At 60.6% G+C, this 20162-nt stretch carries 18 protein-coding genes and 2 pseudogenes; 8 read left to right on the top strand and 12 right to left on the bottom strand.

Translation table 11 applies throughout. From position 1 onward, the window contains the following. Positions 1–2: 2 nt before the first annotated feature. Positions 3–368 (bottom strand): BlaI/MecI/CopY family transcriptional regulator, encoded by a 366-nt coding sequence (locus E0E41_RS15840; RefSeq protein ID WP_130870711.1) that lies wholly within the window; start codon positions 366–368, stop codon positions 3–5. Between the two features lie 174 nt (positions 369–542). On the opposite strand from E0E41_RS15840, the gene E0E41_RS15835 reads away from it, so the two are divergent. Continuing rightward, a complete protein-coding gene (locus E0E41_RS15835; RefSeq protein WP_130870710.1) occupies positions 543–2027 on the top strand; it encodes a DUF1846 domain-containing protein in 1485 nt (494 codons plus the stop codon). A gap of 69 nt (positions 2028–2096) precedes the next feature. Here E0E41_RS15835 and E0E41_RS15830 read toward each other — a convergent pair whose 3' ends face one another. Further along, a complete protein-coding gene (locus E0E41_RS15830) occupies positions 2097–2930 on the bottom strand; it encodes a DUF6612 family protein (RefSeq protein WP_130870709.1) in 834 nt (277 codons plus the stop codon). Between the two features lie 163 nt (positions 2931–3093). On the opposite strand from E0E41_RS15830, the gene E0E41_RS15825 reads away from it, so the two are divergent. Next, positions 3094–3636: an RNA polymerase sigma factor gene (locus E0E41_RS15825; protein ID WP_130870708.1), complete on the top strand. Its 543-nt coding sequence runs from the start codon at positions 3094–3096 to the stop codon at positions 3634–3636. Continuing rightward, complete coding sequence (locus E0E41_RS15820) at positions 3629–5089, top strand: hypothetical protein (protein ID WP_130870707.1); 1461 nt, start codon at positions 3629–3631, stop codon at positions 5087–5089. Before E0E41_RS15825 ends, E0E41_RS15820 begins: the two co-directional genes overlap by 8 nt. A gap of 180 nt (positions 5090–5269) precedes the next feature. On the opposite strand, the gene E0E41_RS15815 is transcribed toward E0E41_RS15820, so the two are convergent. The 5 genes from E0E41_RS15815 to E0E41_RS15800 all read right to left on the bottom strand — a co-directional run bounded on the left by E0E41_RS15815 (position 5270) and on the right by E0E41_RS15800 (position 11295). Next, a complete protein-coding gene (locus E0E41_RS15815) occupies positions 5270–7348 on the bottom strand; it encodes an elongation factor G (RefSeq protein WP_130870706.1) in 2079 nt (692 codons plus the stop codon). A 144-nt stretch (positions 7349–7492) separates the two neighbouring features. Next, entirely contained in the window at positions 7493–7648 is a 156-nt protein-coding gene (locus E0E41_RS18610; RefSeq protein WP_165450575.1) for a hypothetical protein, read from the bottom strand. A 177-nt stretch (positions 7649–7825) separates the two neighbouring features. Further along, positions 7826–9637 (bottom strand): RNA polymerase sigma factor, encoded by a 1812-nt coding sequence (locus tag E0E41_RS15810; RefSeq protein WP_130870705.1) that lies wholly within the window; start codon positions 9635–9637, stop codon positions 7826–7828. A 128-nt stretch (positions 9638–9765) separates the two neighbouring features. Continuing rightward, on the bottom strand, positions 9766–10656 hold the full coding sequence (locus E0E41_RS15805; RefSeq protein WP_130870704.1) for a zf-HC2 domain-containing protein: 891 nt from the start codon (positions 10654–10656) through the stop codon (positions 9766–9768). A gap of 42 nt (positions 10657–10698) precedes the next feature. Beyond that, complete coding sequence (locus E0E41_RS15800) at positions 10699–11295, bottom strand: RNA polymerase sigma factor (protein ID WP_130870703.1); 597 nt, start codon at positions 11293–11295, stop codon at positions 10699–10701. A 290-nt stretch (positions 11296–11585) separates the two neighbouring features. Between E0E41_RS15800 and E0E41_RS15795 the strand changes: the two are divergent. Together E0E41_RS15795 and E0E41_RS19180 are read left to right on the top strand one after the other, a co-directional pair. Beyond that, positions 11586–12770: pseudogene (locus tag E0E41_RS15795) on the top strand (IS110 family transposase); the annotation flags it as partial. Between the two features lie 247 nt (positions 12771–13017). Beyond that, positions 13018–13137, top strand: a pseudogene (locus E0E41_RS19180) (response regulator transcription factor); the annotation flags it as partial. 4 nt (positions 13138–13141) lie between these two features. Here the strand turns inward: E0E41_RS19180 and E0E41_RS15780 are convergent. From E0E41_RS15780 to E0E41_RS15770, 3 genes are all read right to left on the bottom strand, one after another. Continuing rightward, complete coding sequence (locus tag E0E41_RS15780) at positions 13142–13765, bottom strand: TetR/AcrR family transcriptional regulator (RefSeq protein WP_130869273.1); 624 nt, start codon at positions 13763–13765, stop codon at positions 13142–13144. 18 nt (positions 13766–13783) lie between these two features. Then, positions 13784–14143, bottom strand: a complete 360-nt coding sequence (locus E0E41_RS15775; protein ID WP_130869274.1) for a dihydropteridine reductase — start codon at positions 14141–14143, stop codon at positions 13784–13786. Positions 14144–14256: 113 nt separating this feature from the next. Next, positions 14257–14766, bottom strand: coding sequence for a helix-turn-helix domain-containing protein (locus E0E41_RS15770; protein WP_130869275.1), 510 nt, complete (start codon positions 14764–14766; stop codon positions 14257–14259). 426 nt (positions 14767–15192) lie between these two features. Between E0E41_RS15770 and E0E41_RS15765 the strand changes: the two genes are divergently transcribed. Further along, positions 15193–16401, top strand: a complete 1209-nt coding sequence (locus tag E0E41_RS15765; protein ID WP_130870880.1) for an IS110 family transposase — start codon at positions 15193–15195, stop codon at positions 16399–16401. Positions 16402–16547: 146 nt separating this feature from the next. Here the strand turns inward: E0E41_RS15765 and dusB are convergent, their stop codons facing one another. After that, the gene (dusB, locus tag E0E41_RS15760) at positions 16548–17531 is read right to left on the bottom strand and encodes a tRNA dihydrouridine synthase DusB (protein WP_130870702.1); all 984 of its coding nucleotides are present in this window, start codon (positions 17529–17531) and stop codon (positions 16548–16550) included. A gap of 123 nt (positions 17532–17654) precedes the next feature. Between dusB and rd the strand changes: the two genes are divergently transcribed. Both rd and E0E41_RS15750 read left to right on the top strand, forming a co-directional pair. Then, positions 17655–17813: a rubredoxin gene (gene rd / locus E0E41_RS15755; protein ID WP_130870701.1), complete on the top strand. Its 159-nt coding sequence runs from the start codon at positions 17655–17657 to the stop codon at positions 17811–17813. A 178-nt stretch (positions 17814–17991) separates the two neighbouring features. Further along, the gene (locus E0E41_RS15750; protein WP_130870700.1) at positions 17992–18501 is read left to right on the top strand and encodes a TIGR04002 family protein; all 510 of its coding nucleotides are present in this window, start codon (positions 17992–17994) and stop codon (positions 18499–18501) included. A gap of 55 nt (positions 18502–18556) precedes the next feature. Here the strand turns inward: E0E41_RS15750 and E0E41_RS15745 are convergent, their stop codons facing one another. Further along, positions 18557–20158 carry a peptide chain release factor 3 gene (locus E0E41_RS15745; protein ID WP_130870699.1) on the bottom strand — a complete coding sequence of 534 codons (1602 nt, stop codon included), beginning with the start codon at positions 20156–20158 and terminating at the stop codon, positions 18557–18559. Between the last annotated feature and the right edge of the window lie 4 nt (positions 20159–20162).

Genomic DNA, 20162 nt, shown 5'->3' with positions numbered 1-20162 from the left:
GGCTACACCTCCATGTCGTCCAGCAGCTTCCGCAGCTCCTCCCGCTCCTGGGCGGTCAGCTTTTCCTCCTTCAGAAAGGCGGCCACCAGCCTGCCCGCCGAACCCTGATACACCCGGTCCAGCAGGCCCTGCCGCTCCTGGGCGGCGCAGGCCTCCCGGTCCACCCCCGCCCGGTAGCAGTGGGGGGCAGCCGTCTTGTCGATGACCACCAGCCCCTTGGCCTCCATCCGGGTGAGGTAGGTGAGCACCGTGTTCCGGCTCCAGCCGGTGGCGGGGCGGAGCGCCTCCACCGCCTGCCCCAGGCTCAGACCGCTTTCCGCCTCCCACAGCGCCTCCAGCACCTGCCACTCCTTGTCGCTCAGCTTCATGGCAAACCCTCCTACAACTGTCGTATCTGATTATGATACTACACGTGTAGGATGCCATTGTCAAGAGGAGCGGGAAAAATGAGAGATGAGGCGAAAAAAAGCTACTGCTTGGGCGGGAAGTGTGGTACAATATCCTCTGAGTGAATTTTGCGAGAAGGGATGGGAAACCGGAACATGGACAGGATCGGTTTTGACAATCAGAAGTATCTGGAGCTGCAGTCGGCCCACATCAGGGAGCGGATCGGCCAGTTTGACAACAAGCTCTATCTGGAGTTCGGCGGCAAGCTGTTTGACGACTATCACGCCTCCCGGGTGCTGCCGGGCTTTGAGCCGGACAGCAAGATCCGCATGCTGAAGGAGCTGCGGGATTCGGTGGAAATGGTCATCGCCATCTGCGCCAACGATATTGAGAAGAACAAGGTGCGGGGCGATCTGGGCATCACCTACGACGTGGATGTGCTGCGGCTCATCGACGCCTTCCGGAGCCAGGGCCTGATGGTGGGCAGCGTGGTCATCACCCGGTACGCCGGCCAGCCCGCGGCCGACGCCTTCCAGCGGCGGATGGAGCACCTGGGGGTCAAGACCTATCTCCACTATCCCATTGCCGGCTATCCCCACAATACCGGCCTTATCGTCAGCGACGACGGGTACGGCAAGAACGACTATATCGAGACCCAGCGGCCCCTGGTGGTGGTCACCGCCCCTGGCCCCGGCAGCGGCAAGATGGCGGTGTGCCTGTCCCAGCTGTACCACGAGTACAAGCGGGGGGTCAAGGCGGGCTACGCCAAGTTTGAGACCTTCCCCATCTGGAACCTGCCCCTTCAGCACCCGGTGAACCTGGCCTACGAGGCGGCCACCGCCGACCTGGGGGATGTGAACATGATCGACCCCTTCCACCTGGCCGCCTATGGGGAGACCACGGTGAACTACAACCGGGATGTGGAGATCTTCCCCGTCCTCTCCGCCATGTTTGAGAAGATCATGGGGGAGTGCCCCTACAAGTCCCCCACCGACATGGGGGTGAACATGGCGGGCAAGTGCATCGTGGACGACGAGGCGGTGTGTGCCGCCGCCCGGCAGGAGATCGTCCGCCGGTACTATACCGCCCTGTGTGACCGCCGGATCGGCACCGCCGACGACGAGCTGGTGTACAAGCTGGAGACCATCATGCAGCAGGCACATGTGGATCCCTCCATCCGGCCCGTGGTGGCCGCCGCCGCCCAGGTGGCGGAGGAGACCGGCAACCCTGCCGCCGCCATCGAGCTGCCGGACGGCCAGGTGGTCACCGGCAAGACCACCGATCTCATGGGGCCCTCTTCTTCCACCCTGCTCAACGCCCTGAAGGCCCTGGCGGGCATCGACCATGAGCACCACCTGATCTCCCGGGAGGCTCTGGAGCCCATCCAGCAGGTGAAGGTCCACCATCTGGGCTCGGTGAATCCCCGGCTCCACTCCGACGAGATCCTCATCGCCCTGGCTATCTCCGCCACCACCAATCCCCTGGCCAAGCAGGCCCTGGATCAGCTCTCCGCCCTGCGGGGGTGCGAGGCCCACTCCACCGTGATTCTGTCCCCGGTGGACTCCGGCACCTACAGCCGCCTGGGTCTCCGCCTTACCTGTGAGCCCCAGTATGAGACCAACAAGCTATACCATAAGTAATATTTAATCTGGATAATACAAAAAACGCCTGTCGCAGCTGCGGCAGGCGTTTTTTGATACAGGTTCCGATCAGGCGGCCAGGGCCTCCGCCGGGATCTCGAAGTCGGCCACATTGTCGAAGTTGAAGCAGTCCATCACCATGGTCACCTTGTCTATGGTCACCATGCCGCTGGTATCCGTTTCGCTGCCCGAGGCGGCCATGGCCCTCTCCATGATACCCTGCATCATCTCCGTCATGTCCATGGCATAGCGCACCGGATAACCGCTCTCCTGGTCCACCCACACGGTGATTTCCAGGTCGCCCAGGTCGCTGTACAGGCTGGCAAGGTCCAGGTCGCCCACGCTGGCTTCCAGATTGTTGGTGGCGCCGCTGGCGGCCAGCACCTCCTCCAGCGCCTCACCCCGGATGACGCCGGTGAACTTGTTGGCGGTGGAGCCGTTGATCTCCTCGGTGCCGTCCTGGGTGTAGTCGTCGGCGCTCTCCAGGTACAGGTTCATGCTCTCCTGGGCGTCATACTGCTGGAGCGCGCTCACATCCACCGTCTGGGTGGTCCAGGCGGTGCCGTCATACAGATACACGGTGTAATTGTCCCCGTCCATGGCGGCGTACATACTCGTGTTCATGGAGCCCAGCTGGCCCATATCCATGGTCATATCGGCCTTCAGCTTCATGGGATCGTTGAAGCAGGACATGTTCATGGTGGTCTCGGTCTCCATGGACTGGTCCATGATGCTCATGTCCATCTCCATCACCATGGTGGCGTCCAGGCTTTTGACGGCGTTGATCTTCTCCAGCGCGGTGGGGATGTCCCCGGCGGTCTCCCCGGTGCCGCCGCAGGCGGTCATAGATACTGCCAGAAGAATGCCCAATGCGATGGCTGTGGTCCTCTTTCCCGGTTTCATATGATCTGCCTCCCGTCCAAATGTGGTGGTCTCAGTGTATCATGGGACGGGGCCCTTTGTCTTGTCTTTTTTTCTGAAGTTTTTCTGAAATAGCCGTGGGATTTTCCGTCGGCTGGTGTATCATGAGATAGAAGCGTAAAACAAAGAGAAGGGGGGCGACGGCATGGGCGAGGGGGAGATCGTGGAGCTGCTGCTCCGAAGGGACGAGACCGGCATGCAGGAGCTGCTGCTCCACTATGGGCCGCTGATGAAATACGTCATCGCCCCCATCCTGCCCAATCCCCAGGACCGGGAGGACTGCCTGTCCGAGACGGTCCTGCGAGTGTGGGAGAAGATCGGGCAGTTCGACGGCACCCGGGGCAGCTGGACCGCCTGGCTCACCGCCGTGGCCCGGAACACCGCCCTGAACCACGCCCGGCACAACGCCCGCCACGACAGCGGTGAGACAGTGCCGGAGCACACCCCGTCGCAGGAGCCCACCCCGGAGGAGACGGTACTGCTCCGGGAGCGGCAAAAGGCGGTGCGGGTGGCCCTGGAGCGGCTGTCCAATGAAGACCGTATTCTCTTTTACCGCAAATATTACTACATGCAGCCCACCGCCCAGATCGCAGCCGAGCTGGGACTGACCCAGCGGGCGGTGGAGGGACGGCTTTACCGCCTGAAGAAACATCTGCGCAGACTGTTGGGAGGTGAGGACCGTGCGTGACCCCAAGTGGAAGCCTGGGAACGAGGACGAATTTGACGCCATGCTGGAAAGCAGCCTGCCCGATCTGCCGCCTGAGGATATCGTGGCCGGTGTGACCCCGTGGAGAAGGTCCACACGCTGGGTGCTGATCGGCATGGGTCTCACCACCCTTACCCTCAATTACATGTATCTGAACTATATTCTCCCTGCTGTGGGCATGGTACTGCTGCTGCTGGGCTTCCGGGCTCTACGGCGGGAAAACCGGTGGTTTGGGGTATGCTACGGCATTACGGTTCTGCGGGCGGTGTATGTGTTTGCTGATCTGATCCTCAATTCCACCATCCTGCAAAGTCGAATCCACGCCACACCCCAGATGGCCGCCCTGATAAATATAAGCTTGATCCTCCTGTTTGTGGAGTTCTTCTGTCTTTGGGGCGGGTTCCGGGCGGTACAGCGGAAGGCGGGGCTGCCGCCCCACGCCGGAGGAGCCGTGGCCCTGATGGTGTGGTATGGGATTGTGTGCCTGCTGGCCCTGGTGGGGTATGTGGACCTGATCCTGGGCGTAGCTCTGCTGGTGATGTATATTTTGATTATTTGCAGCCTGTGGAAGCTCTCCAAGGAGCTGGACCAGGCGGGCTATGCCATCCGCCCCGCTCCGGTACGCCTGGAGGATGGAACTGTGGCCCTGGCCATTACCATCCTGCTGGTGGGGGGCTGTATCTGCGGCTGGCTGTTGGGGAGCCGCTATCCCATGGAGTGGACGCCCGTTGAGACGGAGGAATACAGCCAAGCGGCGGAGATCAAGGCGGAGCTGCTGGAGCTGGGCGTGCCCGAGTATGTGGTGAACGACCTGACGACGGAGGACCTGGCTGCCTGCGACGGGGCCCTCCGAGCGACGGTAGAGGGGAATGACAGCAAGGAAACGAAGCTGTCCATCACCGGCGTGGGGATAGAACTGCCCGGAGAGCAGGAGCGGTGGATGATTATCCAGCACTTCCTCTGGAAGGAGAATCCCGGCTTCTACGGCACGGAATCCATCCAGCTCTGGCCAGCCTATCAGGATTGCGACGGGTGGCGTGCTGGAGGAGAGGTCACTGGCCGGGTGCTGTATGACCAAGACGGGCAGACTTATTCCGCCCCCTACTGGTTCCTGGGGGAGCAGAGTTTTACCTCCGACAGCATCTTCTGGGGACAGCAAACCAGTACCGACGTCTTTGCCGCCTTCTCCATGCCCGGCGGCGGTGAAAACCACCGGGGCTATGTGGCCTATGTCATTGAGGAGGCCCAGGACGGCTATCTCATCAGCTGCTGGTTCAATTACACCCACCAGACCACTGCGCTCCAGTATCCTGCCCGGTCAGCCATGGAGACCAGAATGATCAACAGCTGGAACAAAGCCGGAGCCTTCTACACCTTGCAGTACGCCACCCCCCAGTTCTGGTCCGAGGAGTTGGAGGAAATTCCGGCCCAATAAAGAAGAGCCCCGGTCATCGGCCGGGGCTCTCAGCATATTTGGCAGAAGGTTTTGGGCCGCTGGCCCAAAACGCTTGTACGGCGCAGAGCGCCGCCCCATCATGGATGGGGCCCCCGAGGAAGTGCCTCAGCCGCCCACAAAAGAAGTGCCCCGGCATAGCCGGGGCACTTGGCATATCTGTCAGTTGGATTCTTCCTGCATGGCCTTGGCGGCAGCGATGGCCTTCTCCTGGGCGGCAGGAGGCGCTTCCTCGTAGCGGACGAAGTGGAAGGTGAAGGAGCCGCGGCCCTGGGTCATGGACCGCAGGTCGATGGCGTAGCGGCCCATCTCGGCCATGGGCACCTCGGCCTCCACGATCTGGTTGCCCTCGCCGTCGGGGTTCATGCCCATCACACGGCCCCGGCGCTTGTTCAGGTCGCCGATGACGTCGCCCATATAGCTGTCGGGGATGGTCACCTTCAGCTCGCCGATGGGCTCCAGCAGCACAGGGCTGGCCTGGGGCATACCGGCCTTGTAGGCCAGCTGCACGGCGGTCTTGAACGCCATTTCGGAGGAGTCCACCGGGTGATAGGAGCCGTCAAACAGGGTGGCCTTCAGGTACACCACGGGATAGCCCGCCAGCACGCCGTGGACCACGGCCTCACGCATGCCCTTTTCCACAGCGGGGAAGTAGTTCTTGGGCACGGCGCCGCCCACGACCTCCTCGCAGAACTGCAGCTCCTCGGTGTCGCCGGGCTCGAAGCGCATCCACACGTCGCCGAACTGGCCGTGGCCGCCGGTCTGCTTCTTGTGGCGGCCCTGGACCTCCACCTTCTTGCGGATCTTCTCACGGTAGGCCACACGGGGCTCGCTGAGCTCCGCGTCCACGCCGAAGCGGCTCTTCAGACGGGACAGGATCACGTCCATCTGCATATCGCCGGTGCCGGAGACCACCATCTGGTGGGTCTCGGCGTTGTTCACCCAGTTGAAGGTCAGATCTTCCTCGTTCAGGCGGATCAGGCCGGCGGCAATCTTGTCCTCCTGGCCCTTGGTCTTGGGGGTGATGGCCACGGAATAGCAGGGCTCGGGGAAGGGAATGGCCTCCAGCTTGACTACCTTCCGGGGATCGGACAGGGTATCGCCGGTCTTGACCTTATCCATCTTGCCGATGGCGCCGATGTCGCCGCACTGCAGCTCCTTGACTTCCTCGGCCTTCTTGCCCTTCATCACGTACAGGCGGCCCAGCTTCTCGGTGGTGCCGGTGCGGGAATCCACCATCTGCATGTCGGGCTTGATGCTGCCGGAGAGCACCTTGATATAGGAATACTTGCCGTACTGGTCGGACACGGTCTTCCATACCAGGGCGCAGGGCAGAGCGCCGGGGGAGGCCACGAACTCGTCCAGCTCGCCCTTCTCGTTCTCGCCCATCAGAGGCCGGCCCTCCAGGGGGGAGGGGAGCAGCTCCACGATGATGTCCAGCAGCATACGGGTGCCCAGGCCGGAAATGGCAGAGCCGCACACCACGGGGAAGAGGGACAGGTCCTTCACGCCCGCCCGCAGGCCCTGGATCATCTCGGCGTAGGTGAAGTCCTCGCCGCCGAAGTACTTTTCCATCAGCTCCTCGCTGGTCTCGGCCACGGACTCCTTCAGGGCGTCGTACAGCTCGTCCAGCACGGGCTTCTTCTCGTCGGGCACCTCGATCTCAACGCGCTCGCCCTTGGGGCCGGCCTCGAAAGCCCGCTTGTGGAGCACGTCGATGAAGCCGATGACCTTCTTGTTGGCGTCCCAGATGGGGGCGGCCACAGGGGCGATGTTCTTGCCGAACCGCTCCCGCAGGGTCTCGAAGGCGGCGTTGTAGTCGGAGTTGTCCTCGTCGGTCTTGGAGATATAGAGTACCCGGGGCAGCTTGCGCTGCTCGCACAGCTTCCAGGCCTTCTCGGCGCCCACGCTCATGCCGCCCTTGGCGGAGCAGACGATGATGGCGGCGTCGGAGACCTGCAGGGCCTCGATGACCTCGCCGGAGAAGTCGAAGTAGCCCGGGGTATCCAGCACATTGATCTTGCAGCCGTTGTACTCCACAGGGGCCACCGCGGTGGAGATGGAAATCTGGCGGCGAATCTCCTCAGGATCGTAATCGCAAACGGTGTTGCCGTCGACGGGGCTTCCCAGCCGTACGGTTCCGCCGGTCAAATACAGCATGCTCTCCGCCAGGGAGGTCTTTCCGTTGCCACCGTGTCCCAGCAGGCATACGTTGCGGATGTTTTGTACGGAATAGCTCATAACTTGTTTCCTCTCCTTACATTTGGAATCGCGGAGCAGTGTAGTAAACTGCTGTTGTCCATTATACATGAAACGGAGAGGACTTACAATACGAAATTTAGAAAAATCGCGCAAAAAGCCCCGGCGGGTCCCGCCGGAGCTTTTTTATGTACCGCTTGTCGGGGAAATTGCAGGGATGATCACCGTCCGGCCCGTCTGCCCGTCCGTAAGCACGGCGTAGCGCCAATCCTCCGTTTTTGCCTGGGTGGTGTAGCTCAGCACGTATTGACCGGTGGAGCCGGTGACGGTGATGTCCAGCACCTCCCCGGTTGCCGCCAGGGCGTCAGCAGGGTCAGCGCAAGGGGAGAAACCGCGTGCAGGGGTTTCAGCTTAACACCTCCTGTGTCCGGGCCTTTCCTCGCCTTCAGTCTACCCGGAGGGGCATAAGAAGGCAGCAGAAAAGGCCCCGCCGGGTCTGCGGCGGGGCCTTGGGGCAGTTCAGCTTTGGCCCAGGGGGATGGTCTGGCCGTTGATGGTAATGGAAACCACCTGATCCGGGTCGATGGGCTGGTCAAAGGTCCAGGTGGCCCACCAGGTATCGTAACTGGTCAGGCCGGCGGTAAGCTGAGTGCCGTCCTGTAGGGTGACGGTCGGAGCAAAACGCTCAAACCGGATGCCCTTGACATTGCCGGATACCTGGGGGGTGTCATAGTAAATGCTCTCCTCGTCACAGAGCAGGGTGAGGCTCAGGGGGGAGAGCTCCAGGGCTTCTCCTTCCACCGTCATACCCTCCGGAGCGGCGGGCAGGGTGAGGGAGACTGGAATGGTCCGGGCAGCCACCGAGTGGATGGGAAACTCCAGGGACCAGCTGCCGTCCACAGGAGCGGACAGGGCGGAGTAGGAGCCGAATACCCGGATGTCCTCCAGCCGGGCCAACTCCTCCGGCCCGCAGAGCTGGAAGCAGAAGTCGATATCCTCCCCCACGGCCACAGCGGTGAACTGCTCGCCCGGGGTCGGGTCCTCCCCCCGGGGAAACCGGGCCTGGATGCTCAGGTCACTCCACACGGTACCGGCCTGGTTGCGTACCCGGACGTGGAGCCTGCCATCGGCGGCAATCCCCGCCGCCACGATGGGGAAGGGGTCCCGGGCGTCCATAGCCGCCTCGCGCTCCGGCTGGGGCAGAAGGACGGTGGTACCGTCATCCGTCCGGATGCTGGGCAGAATTTCTCCAGTGGGCCAGGAGAGCCCGCTGCTGCCGGAAGCGCCGTTTCTGCCGTGCCACTGGTAGCCGGGCTCCTCCTGAACAGGCGTGCCATCGGCGGCAAAGGAGCGGGTGGAGGCCTTTCCCGAGGTCAGCATGGAGGAGGCGCAGCGGCCTCCGTTCAGCACACGTCCGACCTCCAGCCGGAGGGTGCAGTCCCGGGGCAGGGATTCGGTCCCGGTAACCGTGACAACAAACAGGGCGGTCTGGGTTTCCGGGTCATAGGAGAGCTGCTCCACAGCGGTGCTGCCCCATACCCAGGTGGTGTTCTGCCCATTCTCCAGGGAGTAATCCAGGTAGGTGTCCTCACTCAGCCGACCGCCTTCCAGGTCCCGGGCGGTAAAGTAGACCCGGAGCACCCGATTATCCGCCAGGGCGGTCACTCCCTCCAGACGGATCCCCTGATCTTCACAGACGGATTCGACTTCTGCGGCATAGGGGGCCCGGTTGCCCAGGTCGTTCCGGATGGCCTGCCAGATGGTGGGTCCCGCAGCCAGGGCGGTGACGGTGAGGACGGCGGCGGCTGCCAGAACGGTCAGCCCCCGGCGGGTCAGATGGCGGCGGGGCTTCTGCTCCCCGGACAGAACGGCCCGCATGAGGGCCATCCGCACGGCGGACTCCCCCTTGCTCAGCCGGGCGGCGATCTCAGGGCCGGAATAGCCCTCGTAGTAGTAGAGATGGACGATGGTGCGCAGCTCCGGGGACAGCCGGTCCAGGCAGGCGTTCAGCTCCCCGATGCCCTCCTCCGGGCCAGGGGCGGCCAGCACCCCGGCCTCGGTCCCGTCCAGTGACTGGGTCCTGCGGCGGAAGGGATTGCGCCAGTAGGAATTGGCGCAGTTGACGGTCACCCGGCAGAACCAGGCTTTTTCGTGTTCCTCGCTGTCAAAAACCGGCCGCTTGTGCACCAGCTTGAGGAACACGTCCTGAAAAATATCCTCCGCCGCCTCCCTGCTGCGGGTGCGGGCGTAGGCCAGCTGGTAGACCAGTTTGGCGTATTTGTCCACCAATTCCTCCGCACGGGTGGAAAACTCCTGAGCGTTTCCATCCATTCCGATCTCCCTCCTTTCCGAAGTGGTTGAAAAGGCCTTTCACCTGAAATACGCCGCAGAGCGCCCTTCTGTCACATCAAAGCACAAAAAAAGCGCGGGCTTGCGGCCCGCGCTTTTTTTACAGATCATCAGGGTTGGGTAATTTCGCTGCCGTCCAGGGGGACGGTGTAGGTGGTGCAGCTGACGGAGGCGTCAGGACCGCCGGGAGCGGCCTCCTCCACCTGACACACCCAGCCGGTGCCGGCCTCATTCAGGCCGGTGCAGGTGATGGTGCGCTTGACGCCGTCATCGCCGGCAGGGCCGGTCAGCACGCCGGAGCTGTCCGCCGTCAGGCTGTCTGCCGGCCAGCCCAGATACAGGGCCAGCTTTTTCAGCGCCTCATCCTGGGTCAGCCCGGCGGAATTGGTCCGGGTCTCCGGCTGGACAGCATAGGTGTTGGGTTCCCCCGCCGGGGCGGCCGTCTGTGCGGGAGCTGTGGTGGGGAGCGGAGCGGTGCTCTCCGCCTCCCCGGTCTTCTCCTGGACGGCGGGCCCGCCGCTGTCCTCCAGGTTCCGGCCGGTTTTTTCGCCGCTGCCGGTTTCTTCCTGTTCCTCCGGGGCGATGGCTGCCGGGGCGGGATTGTCCGCCTCCTGGTCTGCCGCGACTTCTCCTGCCGCCGGAGCCTGGGCCGTCCGGGAGGCGGCGCCGTCCCACTGCCGCAGAGCATTGCTGCCCACCAGGACCAGCACCAGCACCGCCGCCAGAGAGGCCAGCGAGCGCCACCGCCACTGCTTTTTCTTGCCCTGGAAGGGCGTCACTTTGGACCGGCGCACCTCCGCCATGATATGGTCCTTCAGGTCCGCCGGAGGCTGAGCCGCCAGCCGGGGCAGCTCCATATGAAGGTCCTCAAAATCGGCCAGGAGCGCCCGGCATGCCGGGCACGCCGCCAGGTGCTCCTCCAGTTGGGCGGATTCCTCCGCCGTCAGAGCGCCGTCCAGCTTGGCGCTGATCAGCTCCAGGGCCTGTTCGCAATCCAGCATGTCGTTCCCTCCTTTCCTCCGGAGCACGTCTCTCCGGTCTGTTCACTCTATGGACGAAGACGGTTCAAAAAAGTTCCCGCTCTGGATCAAATATTTCCGCAGGGCCAGCCGGGCCCGGGCGATGCGGGACTTGACGGTGCCCTCCTCCAGACCCAGCAGCTGGGCGATCTCCCCGTAGGACAGCCCCTCCAGCTCCCGCAGGATGAGCACCTTCCGGTGTTCCTCCGACAGGGCGGCCAGCCCGGCCCGCAGGGCCTCCTGCCGCTCCCGCCGCTCGGCCTCCGCGTGGGGGGAGAAACGCTCGTCAGGCAGGTCAGCCTGCTGCTGTTCCCCGTTGTCGTCCAGGGAGACCGTCATAGACAGAGTGCTCCGCCGCTTCTCCTTCCGGAGGAAGTCGATGCACACGTTGCTGGTCAGCCGGTAGAGCCAGGTGGCAAAGGAACTGTCCCCCTGGAATTTGCCCAATCCCTTCCAGGCGTTGAGGAAGGCCTCCTGACACAGCTCCGCCGCGTCGTCCGGGTTGCCCACCATCCGCAGGGCCAGGTTGTAGATCCGGCCCTGGTTCTGCTCCACCAGCGCCGCAAAGCAGTCCTCGTCCCCCTGCCGGGCCCGCTGGACCAGCTCCCACTCCGGTTTCATGCCTTCCTCTCACCCCTATTACAATAAATTTGGACAGGAAAACCGGGCAGCCAGTTCGGCTTTCCCTCCATCTCGTGCCTAAGCTACAATAAGAGGAGCAACTGGCTGACCAATCACTCCTTGGGCTTATATGTCCGTGCGAAAGACTGTTAGCCATCCTCTTGTTGTAGCGTTCGATTTAAGCAGGTTGAGCCACCGAATGTCGGAGAGTTCGCGTCACATAATAGATTGAATCGGCAGCGAGAAAAGATGGATTCCGGTTGCAGATCCTTGGTATTGGAGGAACGCGAATGAACTGTGTTGGCATTGATGTTTCCAAAGGGAAAAGCATGATCGCCGTCATGCGGCCCTTCGGAGAAGTGGTGGTTTCACCCTTTGAAGTGCGCCACACCGCCAGTGAACTGAGCAAGCTGGCAGGGTTGCTCAAAAGCCTGGACGGTGAGACCCGTGTGGTGATGGAATCCACGGGTAATTACCACGCGCCGGTGGCCTGGCTGCTCCACGACGCGGGGCTTTATGTCTCCGTAGTCAATGCAATGCTGGTGCATGACTACGGGAACAACAGTTTAAGACGTGGCAAGACCGACAAGAAGGATGCCGTGAAGCTGGCCAACTACGGCCTTGACCACTGGCTCACACTGCCGAGATATGTCCCGGAAGAGGACACCCGGCTCATGCTGAAGACCTGCTACCGGCAGTACCAGCAGTATTCCAAAGTACAGACCATGCTGAAGAATAACTTAATCTCCCTGCTGGACACTACTTTTCCAGATGCAAACCGCCTGTTTACCAGTCCGCCCCGCACCGATGGCAGTGAGAAATGGGTAGACTTTGTGGCTGCTTTTTGGCATTGCGAGTGCGTCTGTGGCCTGTCTGAGAAGGCCTTTGCCGCCAAGTACCAGAAGTGGTGCAGAAAGCACGGCTACCATTTCAGCGAAGATAAGGCGCTGGACATTTATGCCTCCGCCTGTGGACATTTCGGAGTTATGCCGAAAACGGATACAGCAAAACTTTTGGTAGAACAGGCCATTTTCCAACTCCGGGCAACTTCTGCCGCATTAGCTGCTCTCAAGCAGGAGATGCAGTCCCTGGCGGCTTCTCTGCCGGAGTATCCTGTGGTGATGGAGATGTTTGGTGTTGGTCCAACCCTCGGACCTCAACTCATGGCTGAAATCGGCGATGTGCGCCGATTCCACTCCAAGAAGGCTTTGGTCGCCTTTGCGGGCATTGACGCCCCACCTTACCAATCCGGACAAATGGATGTCCGTAGCCGCAGCATCTCCAAGCGTGGTTCCGCTGCTTTACGCCGGACATTATTCCTTGTGATGGGCGTTTATCTGCAAAGCGCCCCTATGGGCGAACCTGTATACCAATTCATGGACAAAAAACGTTCCGAGGGAAAGCCTTACCGGGTCTACATGATGGCGTCTGCTAACAAGTTCCTGCGTATTTATTACGCCTCGGTAACTGCTTACGGGAACGCATATCCCCGCCCCTGGGCGGTGAACAGCAGCCCCAGAATGCCGCCTACCAGGCCGAAGACCACCGGCGGGGCAAAAAGGCACGGATCACCAGACAGAAAAAGAGCTGCATCGCGGAGGCCGAGCCTGTGCCAACAGGGATACCATGGCGGGATCCCGTACCTGGATGTTCCCCAGGCGGTTCCCGGTACCCAGAATGGCGGGGAAAATGGGCAGCACCGGAAAGGCCAGTCACACGGTGCTTTGCAGGACGGGCATCCTGGTTGGCTGCGAGAATACCCTCATGGTCCACATCCGCCGCCTGCGGGAGAAGGAGGAGGCGGATCCCTCCCGTCCGCAGTTTCTGCTGACGGGGCGGGGCTGGGCTATCGGCTCCGGCGGGAGGGTACCGCGGCGGGAAGGCTGCCGTCCTTGGGCAGCACGCAGGACTGGATGATGTCGGCAATCATCTCTACCTCATCCGCGCAGTCCTGCCGCAGCCACTCCTTAACGATGGCGGCAATGCCCTCCACATAGTAGGCGATATAATAGGGACGGTGGGAGGCTGGGATCTCGAACCGCTCCAGGACGGGGCCGATGATGCGCTGCTTCAGGTCCCCGTACCGGGCATAGGCCTGCATGCTGCCTGGGTTCCGGAATGCCGCACGGTAGATCTTTTTGTTGTCCTTGATAAAGCGGAGATAGGGGAGAAGATACTCCCGGGTGACCAGAACCAGCTTTTCCCGCTCCCGGCTGCCCATATTGCCCAGAATCTCTTCTTCCTGCTGGGGGAAATAGGAGAGAAAGCGCTGGTTGATCATCTCCAGGGTCTCATTCACCAGGTCGGCGATGGTCTCGTAGTGCAGGTAGAAGGTGGACCGGTTTACGCCGGCCCGGTGACAGATCTCCTTCACCGTAATATATTCCAGATCCTTCTCCTCCAGCAGCGCGATAAGCGCCTCGTTCATCCGCAGGGCGGTATTGAAGTATTTGCTTTCGGACTTGTTCATCTGCCGCCCTCCTCGTGTTTATTCTGCCGATTCGCTGATCTCCCGGGCCAGCTGCATGATCTCAAAGGCGTACTTTTCCTTGCCGGTCCGGAGAAGCTTTTTGTAGATGGGGTAGTTCAGGCCCACTCCGACAATGCCCAGGATGCCCAGAAGGATCCCGGCACCCGTCATCAGCATGCCGCCTTCTCCGATCACCTGCATGGAGAGGCACATCCCCAGGCCGAGGATCAGAGCCGCCCCAATGCCGAAACCATAGGCGAAAACTGTGGCCGGGCGCTTCGCTTTCCAGTCCAGCTTTCGCAGGGCGACCACCTTGGAGGTATCCTTGGGGGCATATTCGTTGGCAACGGCTTCCGCAAAAATTTTATCTGTGTTCATGGTACTATTCTCCTCTTATAATCATTGATTCTCTGCAGCTGCTGATATGATCATAGAGGATGTAAGGCCAAAAGAAAACGACACGGTTTGTGATTCGTGCTGAGTTCAAACTTTTATACTTTTTTCCTTGTCAGACAAACTCCGACGATTGCCGCAATCAGGACAATGGGTGCCAACCTGACAAACAGCCATTCAAACGCGTGGGAGACCGTGCCTGCGACGGCAATTTCCGGGTCACTGAAATCCCAACCCAGGTAAGGACTGTTGACGACCACTAAGGCCGCGGAAACTGCCACGATAACCACGCATAATGAAATCAGCGACCAATGAAGGATTTTTCTTCTCAGTGCCTTCCTTCGTGCGAACTGCAAATTGATGATTTCCAGCTTTTCGGAGAGCACTTTTACGGTATCTGCCTCCGATTCCATTACAGTCTCTCCCAGCAACGTGCTAACGGGCGTCTCAAGCGCTTCCGACAGGGAGATCAGCAGATCGGAATCCGGGACTGACAATCCCTGCTCCCATTTTGAGATGGTTTGCCGCACCACATTCAGCTTTATGGCAAGCTCTTGTTGGGAAAGCCCCTTTGATTTTCTAAGCGCTTTTATGTTTTCGTTTAACATGTGGGCTCACTCCTATTACAATAAATTTGGACAGGAAAGCCGGGCAGCCAGTCCGGCTTTCCCTCCATCTCGTGCCTAAGCTACAATAAGAGGAGCAACTGGCTGACCACTCACTCCTTGGGCTTGTAAGTCCGTACGAAAGACNCACTGCTATTACAATAAATTTGGACAGGCAAGCCGGGCAGCCAGTCCGGCTTTCCCTCCATCTCGTGCCTAAGCTACAATAAGAGGAGCAACTGGCTGACCACTCACTCCTTGGGCTTGTAAGTCCGTACGAAAGACTGTCAGCCATCCTCTTGTTGTAGCGTTCGATTTCAGCAGGTTGAGCCACCGGATGCCGGGGAGTTCGCGTCACCCAATAGATTGAATCGGCAACGAGAAAAGATGGATTCCGGTTGCAGATTCTTTAGTATTGGAGGAATGTGGATGAACAGCGTTGGCATCGATGTTTCCAAAGGGAAAAGCATGATCGCCGTCATGCGCCCCTTCGGTGAGGTGGTGGTTTCACCCTTTGAAGTGCGACACACCGCCAATGAACTGAACGAACTGGCAGGGCTGCTCAAAAGTTTGGACGGTGAGACCCGTGTGGTGATGGAATCCACGGGTAATTACCACGCGCCGGTGGCCTGGCTGCTCCACGACGCGGGACTTTATGTCTCCGTAGTCAATGCAATGCTGGTGCATGACTATGGGAACAACAGTTTAAGACGAGGCAAGACTGACAAGAAGGACGCCGTGAAACTGGCCAACTACGGCCTTGACCACTGGCTCACACTACCGAAATATGTCCCGGAGGAGGACACCCGGCTCATGCTGAAGACCTGCTACCGGCAGTACCAGCAGTATTCCAAAGTACGGACCATGCTGAAGAACAACCTAATCTCCCTGCTGGACACCGCTTTCCCTGATGCAAACCGCCTGTTTACCAGTCCACCCCGCGCCGATGGCAGCGAGAAGTGGGTGGATTTTGTAGCCGCTTTTTGGCATTGTGAGAGTGTCTGTGGTTTGTCTAAAAAGGCCTTTACCACCCAATACCAGAAGTGGTGCAGAAAGCACGGCTACAATTTTAGCGAGGATAAGGCACTGGACATATACGCCTCTGCATGTGGACACTTCGGTGTCATGCCGAAAACGGATACGGCAAAACTTTTGGTAGAACAGGCTGTTTCCCAACTCCGGGCAACTTCCGCCGCGTTAGCTGCTCTCAAGCAGGAGATGCAGTCCCTGGCCGTTTCTCTACCGGAGTATCCTGTGGTGATGGAGATGTTTGGTGTTGGCCCAACCCTCGGCCCCCAACTCATAGCTGAAATTGGCGATGTACGCCGTTTTCATTCCAAGAAAGCGCTGGTGGCCTTTGCAGGCATTGACGCCCCACCTTACCAATCTGGACAAGTGGATGTCCGTAGCCGTAACATTTCCAAGAGAGGATCTGCCTCACTGCGAAGGACGCTCTTTCTGGTGATGGGGGTCCTCCTGCAATGCGCTCCAATGGATGAGCCGGTCTACCAGTTCATGAACAAGAAACGCTCTGAAGGTAAGCCCTACCGTGTCTACATGATGGCCTCCGCCAACAAGTTCCTGCGCATCTACTACGCTTCTGTGAAAGCCTACCTGGATTCTCTGGAGCATGGCTGATTTCCCAGCTCTATACTGTCTGGCTGACCGCCATTTTTTGAAATGCACAGCGGTTTAATTTGGTGCACCCTTTTCCTTTGCTCGTTTCCTTTGAAAGTTTTACTTGACTTTTGTTAGCAGGTCTTTCTCCCTAAAATAAAATACCGTTACCGTTCCTCGTCCTTCAGATCCCGCTTGATGCCCGCCGTCACCTTGTAGATGTCCTCCATGGTGGACACGTGGCTGATCTGTTCCTTGTAATACCCCGCGTAGGGGACCCCCTTCAGATACCAGGCGTAATGCTTCCTGGCCTCCAGACAGGCGATGTGCTCCCCCTTGTGGGCGGCGGACAGCTCAAACTGCCGCACCGCCGTGTCGCACCGCTCCGCCAGCGGGGGCAGGGGCGGAATCTCACGTCCCTCCAAGGCGGCCTGGGCCCGCTGGAACAGCCAGGGATTGCCGAAGCAGCCCCGGCCGATCATCGCCATGTCCGCCCCGGTGTACTTCAGGATGTGGACCGCGTCCTCCGGCTCGAATACGTCCCCGTTGGCCATGACCGGGATGGACACCGCCTCTTTTACCGCTTTGATATAGTCCCAGTTGGCTTTCCCGGAATACATCTGGGTCTTGGTGCGGCCGTGGACCGCCACGGCGGACACCCCGGCCTGCTCCATGGCTTTGGCAAACTCCACGCAGTTGATGGAGCCCTTGTCCCAGCCCAGCCGGAACTTCACCGTCACCGGTTTTCCGCCGGCTCCACGGATCACCGCCTGGGCCACCTTCACCGCCAGGTCGGGGTTTTTCATCAGTCCCGAGCCGTCCCCGGAGTTGGCCACCTTGGGCACCGGGCAGCCCATGTTGATGTCGATGATGTCCGCCCCGGACACCTCCGACGCAATGCCGGCTGCCTGCTCCATGCAGGCCGGGTCGCTGCCGAAGAGCTGGGCGGCGGCGGGGTGCTCCCCGTCCCCCAGCTTCAGCAGGGGGATGGACTTCTTGTCCTGATAGCACAGGGCCTTGGCGCTGACCATCTCGGTGACGGTATACCCCGCCCCCAGTTCCCGGCAGACGGTGCGGAAGCCCAGATCCGTCACTCCGGCCATAGGTGCCAACGCAAGTTTTGAATTTATGGTGATATTGCCAATTTTCACGGTGTACCCTCATATGTTATAAATAGTAGCGTAACAAGCGTATCATACCACAAGGCAGGGAATTCGGCAAGGCTGTTGGCCTGCCCTGCCTTTTGTGAAAAAACAAGTAAAGGAGATTTTCTCATGGATAAGTATGTTTGCGACCTGTGCGGCTATATTTACGACCCCGCCAACGGCGATCCCGACAACGGCGTGGCTCCCGGCACCCCCTGGGACAAGGTTCCCGCTGATTGGGTGTGCCCTCTGTGCGGCGCCGGCAAGGACCAGTTCTCCAAGGAGTAAGAAGTGAAAAGCGGCGGCCCGCTCCACCTGAGAGCGGGCCGCTGTTTTTTAATCGGCTTATTTTATTCGGATTGAAATAACTGATATTTTTAAAAAGAATAGAACTGGACATTTAAAACAGGTCAGTACGGCGGTAGGATAGGGGCAAGAAATCCGTTGGAAAGAGGAGGCTTTTCCCATGAATGACCGCCGGAAGCTGCGCCTGCTGGTCCTGTCCGCCCTTTTTGCGGCGGCCATTGCGGTAATGACCGCCTATCTGCTCCACATTCCCATTCCAACCGGGGGATACATCCACCTGGGAGACACGCTGCTCTATCTGGCGGCCTGCCTGCTGCCCACCCCCTACGCGGTGGGCGCCGCCGCGGTGGGAGGGGGGCTGGCCGATCTGCTCACCGCCCCTGTGTGGGCGCTGCCCACGGTGCTGATCAAGGCGCTGATCGTGCTCCTGTTTACCAGCAAGCACACAAAGATCCTGGCGCCCCGGAATATCGCCGCCGTCTTCGGGGCCGCCCTTCTGTCTCCGGCGGCATACGGCCTGGCGGCCTGCCTGCTGATGGGCGGCGTCTATGCCTTCCTGCCCCAGTTCCTGGGTACGCTGATCCAGGGGGTGGGGAGCGGCGTGCTGTTCGGGGTGCTGGCCCTGGCCCTGGACCGGGCGGACATCAAGGCCCGTCTGTCAGCTGTATGAGGAATCGTGATAGGAAAAACGGCCCCGGGCGTCTGCGCCCGGGGCCGCTCTGTTTTTAAAACCTGGTGCCGCCGAATTCGTGGAAGGTGAGGTTCTTGTTCCGCTCCTGGGTCCAGTTCACCGCCCACTGGGAGCCGAACAGCAGCAACTGGTTGCCCTTGTAGTCCTCCACCAGCTTGGTGTCGGTGCCCAGGATCAGGTCCTCCTCCTTCACCGGCTGGCCGTCCTCGGTCTCGATCCACCGCAGGTACTCGTAGGGCAGGCCCTCCATGTACAGATCCACATTATACTCGTTTTTCAGCCGGTACTCCAGCACGTCGAACTGCAGGGTGCCCACCACGCCCACAATGACCTCCTCCATGCCGGAGTAGGGGGTCTTGAAGATCTGGATGGCGCCCTCCTGGGCGATCTGCTCCATGCCCTTGAGGAACTGCTTGCGCTTCATGGTGTCCAGGCTCCGCACCCGCTTGAAGTGCTCGGGGGCGAAGGTGGGGATGGGGTCGAACTTGAACTTCTTCCCCGGGGCGCACAGGGTATCGCCGATGGAGAAGATGCCCGGGTCGAACACGCCGATGATGTCCCCGGCGTAGGCCTCCTCGATGATCTCCCGCTCGGCGGCCATCAGCTGCTGGGGCCGGGACAGACGGATCTTCTTGCCCTCCTGGACGTGGTAGACCTCCTTGTCCGCCTCGAACTTGCCCGAGACGATGCGCATGAAGGCGATCCGGTCCCGGTGGGCCTTGTTCATGTTGGCCTGGATCTTGAACACGAAGGCGGAGAAGGAGTCGTCCATGGAGTCGATGATCTGGTCCCCCGCCTTCCGGGGCAGGGGGGCGGTGGTCATCTGCAAAAAGTGTTCCAGGAAGGGCTCCACGCCGAAGTTGGTCAGAGCCGAGCCGAAGAACACGGGGGACAGCTTGCCGTGGCGCACCCGGTCCAGATCGAACTCGGCGGCGGCGCCGTCCAGCAGCTCGATCTCGTCGGTGAGCTGCTGATGGAGCCGCTGGCCGATGAGGCCGTCCAGGTTGGGGTCTCCCAGCTCCACCTCGGTGGCGGTGGCCGCCTTGGCGCCGCCGTTGGAGGTGAAGTGGATGATCTTTTTGGAGCCCCGGTCGTACACGCCCATAAAGTCCTTGCCGCAGCCGATGGGCCAGTTCACCGGGTAGGTCTCGATGCCCAGTTCCTTTTCCAGCTCCTCCAGCAGCTCAAAGGAATCCCGGGCCTCCCGGTCCATCTTGTTGATGAAGGTGAAGATGGGGATGTCCCGCATGGCGCACACCTTGAACAGCTTCCGGGTCTGGGCCTCCACGCCCTTGGCGGCGTCGATGACCATGACGGCGGAGTCCGCCGCCATCAGAGTGCGGTAGGTATCCTCGGAGAAGTCCTGGTGGCCGGGGGTGTCCAGGATGTTGATGCAGTAGCCCTCGTACTGGAACTGCATGACGGAGGAGGTGACCGAGATGCCGCGCTGCTTCTCGATTTCCATCCAGTCGGAGGTGGCGGCCCGGGTGTTCTTCTTGCCCTTGACCTGGCCCGCCTGGGCGATGGCTCCGCCGTACAGCAGGAACTTTTCCGTCAGAGTGGTCTTGCCGGCGTCAGGGTGGGAGATGATGGCGAAGGTGCGCCGGCGGTTGATTTCAGCTTCGTATTGTGACAAGGTG

Source organism: Intestinimonas massiliensis (ex Afouda et al. 2020) (assembly GCF_900626285.1).
Lineage (GTDB): Bacteria > Bacillota > Clostridia > Oscillospirales > Oscillospiraceae > Flavonifractor > Flavonifractor massiliensis_A.
Note: the sequence above shows the minus strand (reverse complement) of the source record. Positions and strands in the feature narration are given on the sequence as shown.

Coding starts and splice junctions, on each gene's coding strand:
- rd (WP_130870701.1), top strand. CDS start 17,655: ATGGATAAGTATGTTTGCGACCTGTGCGGCTATATTTACGACCCCGCC.
- E0E41_RS15800 (WP_130870703.1), bottom strand. CDS start 11,295: ATGAAACCGGAGTGGGAGCTGGTCCAGCGGGCCCGGCAGGGGGACGAG.
- E0E41_RS15810 (WP_130870705.1), bottom strand. CDS start 9,637: ATGGATGGAAACGCTCAGGAGTTTTCCACCCGTGCGGAGGAATTGGTG.
- E0E41_RS15750 (WP_130870700.1), top strand. CDS start 17,992: ATGAATGACCGCCGGAAGCTGCGCCTGCTGGTCCTGTCCGCCCTTTTT.
- E0E41_RS15835 (WP_130870710.1), top strand. CDS start 543: ATGGACAGGATCGGTTTTGACAATCAGAAGTATCTGGAGCTGCAGTCG.
- E0E41_RS15780 (WP_130869273.1), bottom strand. CDS start 13,765: ATGAACAAGTCCGAAAGCAAATACTTCAATACCGCCCTGCGGATGAAC.
- E0E41_RS15825 (WP_130870708.1), top strand. CDS start 3,094: ATGGGCGAGGGGGAGATCGTGGAGCTGCTGCTCCGAAGGGACGAGACC.
- E0E41_RS15775 (WP_130869274.1), bottom strand. CDS start 14,143: ATGAACACAGATAAAATTTTTGCGGAAGCCGTTGCCAACGAATATGCC.
- E0E41_RS15830 (WP_130870709.1), bottom strand. CDS start 2,930: ATGAAACCGGGAAAGAGGACCACAGCCATCGCATTGGGCATTCTTCTG.
- E0E41_RS15805 (WP_130870704.1), bottom strand. CDS start 10,656: ATGCTGGATTGCGAACAGGCCCTGGAGCTGATCAGCGCCAAGCTGGAC.
- E0E41_RS15815 (WP_130870706.1), bottom strand. CDS start 7,348: ATGAGCTATTCCGTACAAAACATCCGCAACGTATGCCTGCTGGGACAC.
- E0E41_RS15770 (WP_130869275.1), bottom strand. CDS start 14,766: ATGTTAAACGAAAACATAAAAGCGCTTAGAAAATCAAAGGGGCTTTCC.
- E0E41_RS15840 (WP_130870711.1), bottom strand. CDS start 368: ATGAAGCTGAGCGACAAGGAGTGGCAGGTGCTGGAGGCGCTGTGGGAG.
- E0E41_RS15765 (WP_130870880.1), top strand. CDS start 15,193: ATGAACAGCGTTGGCATCGATGTTTCCAAAGGGAAAAGCATGATCGCC.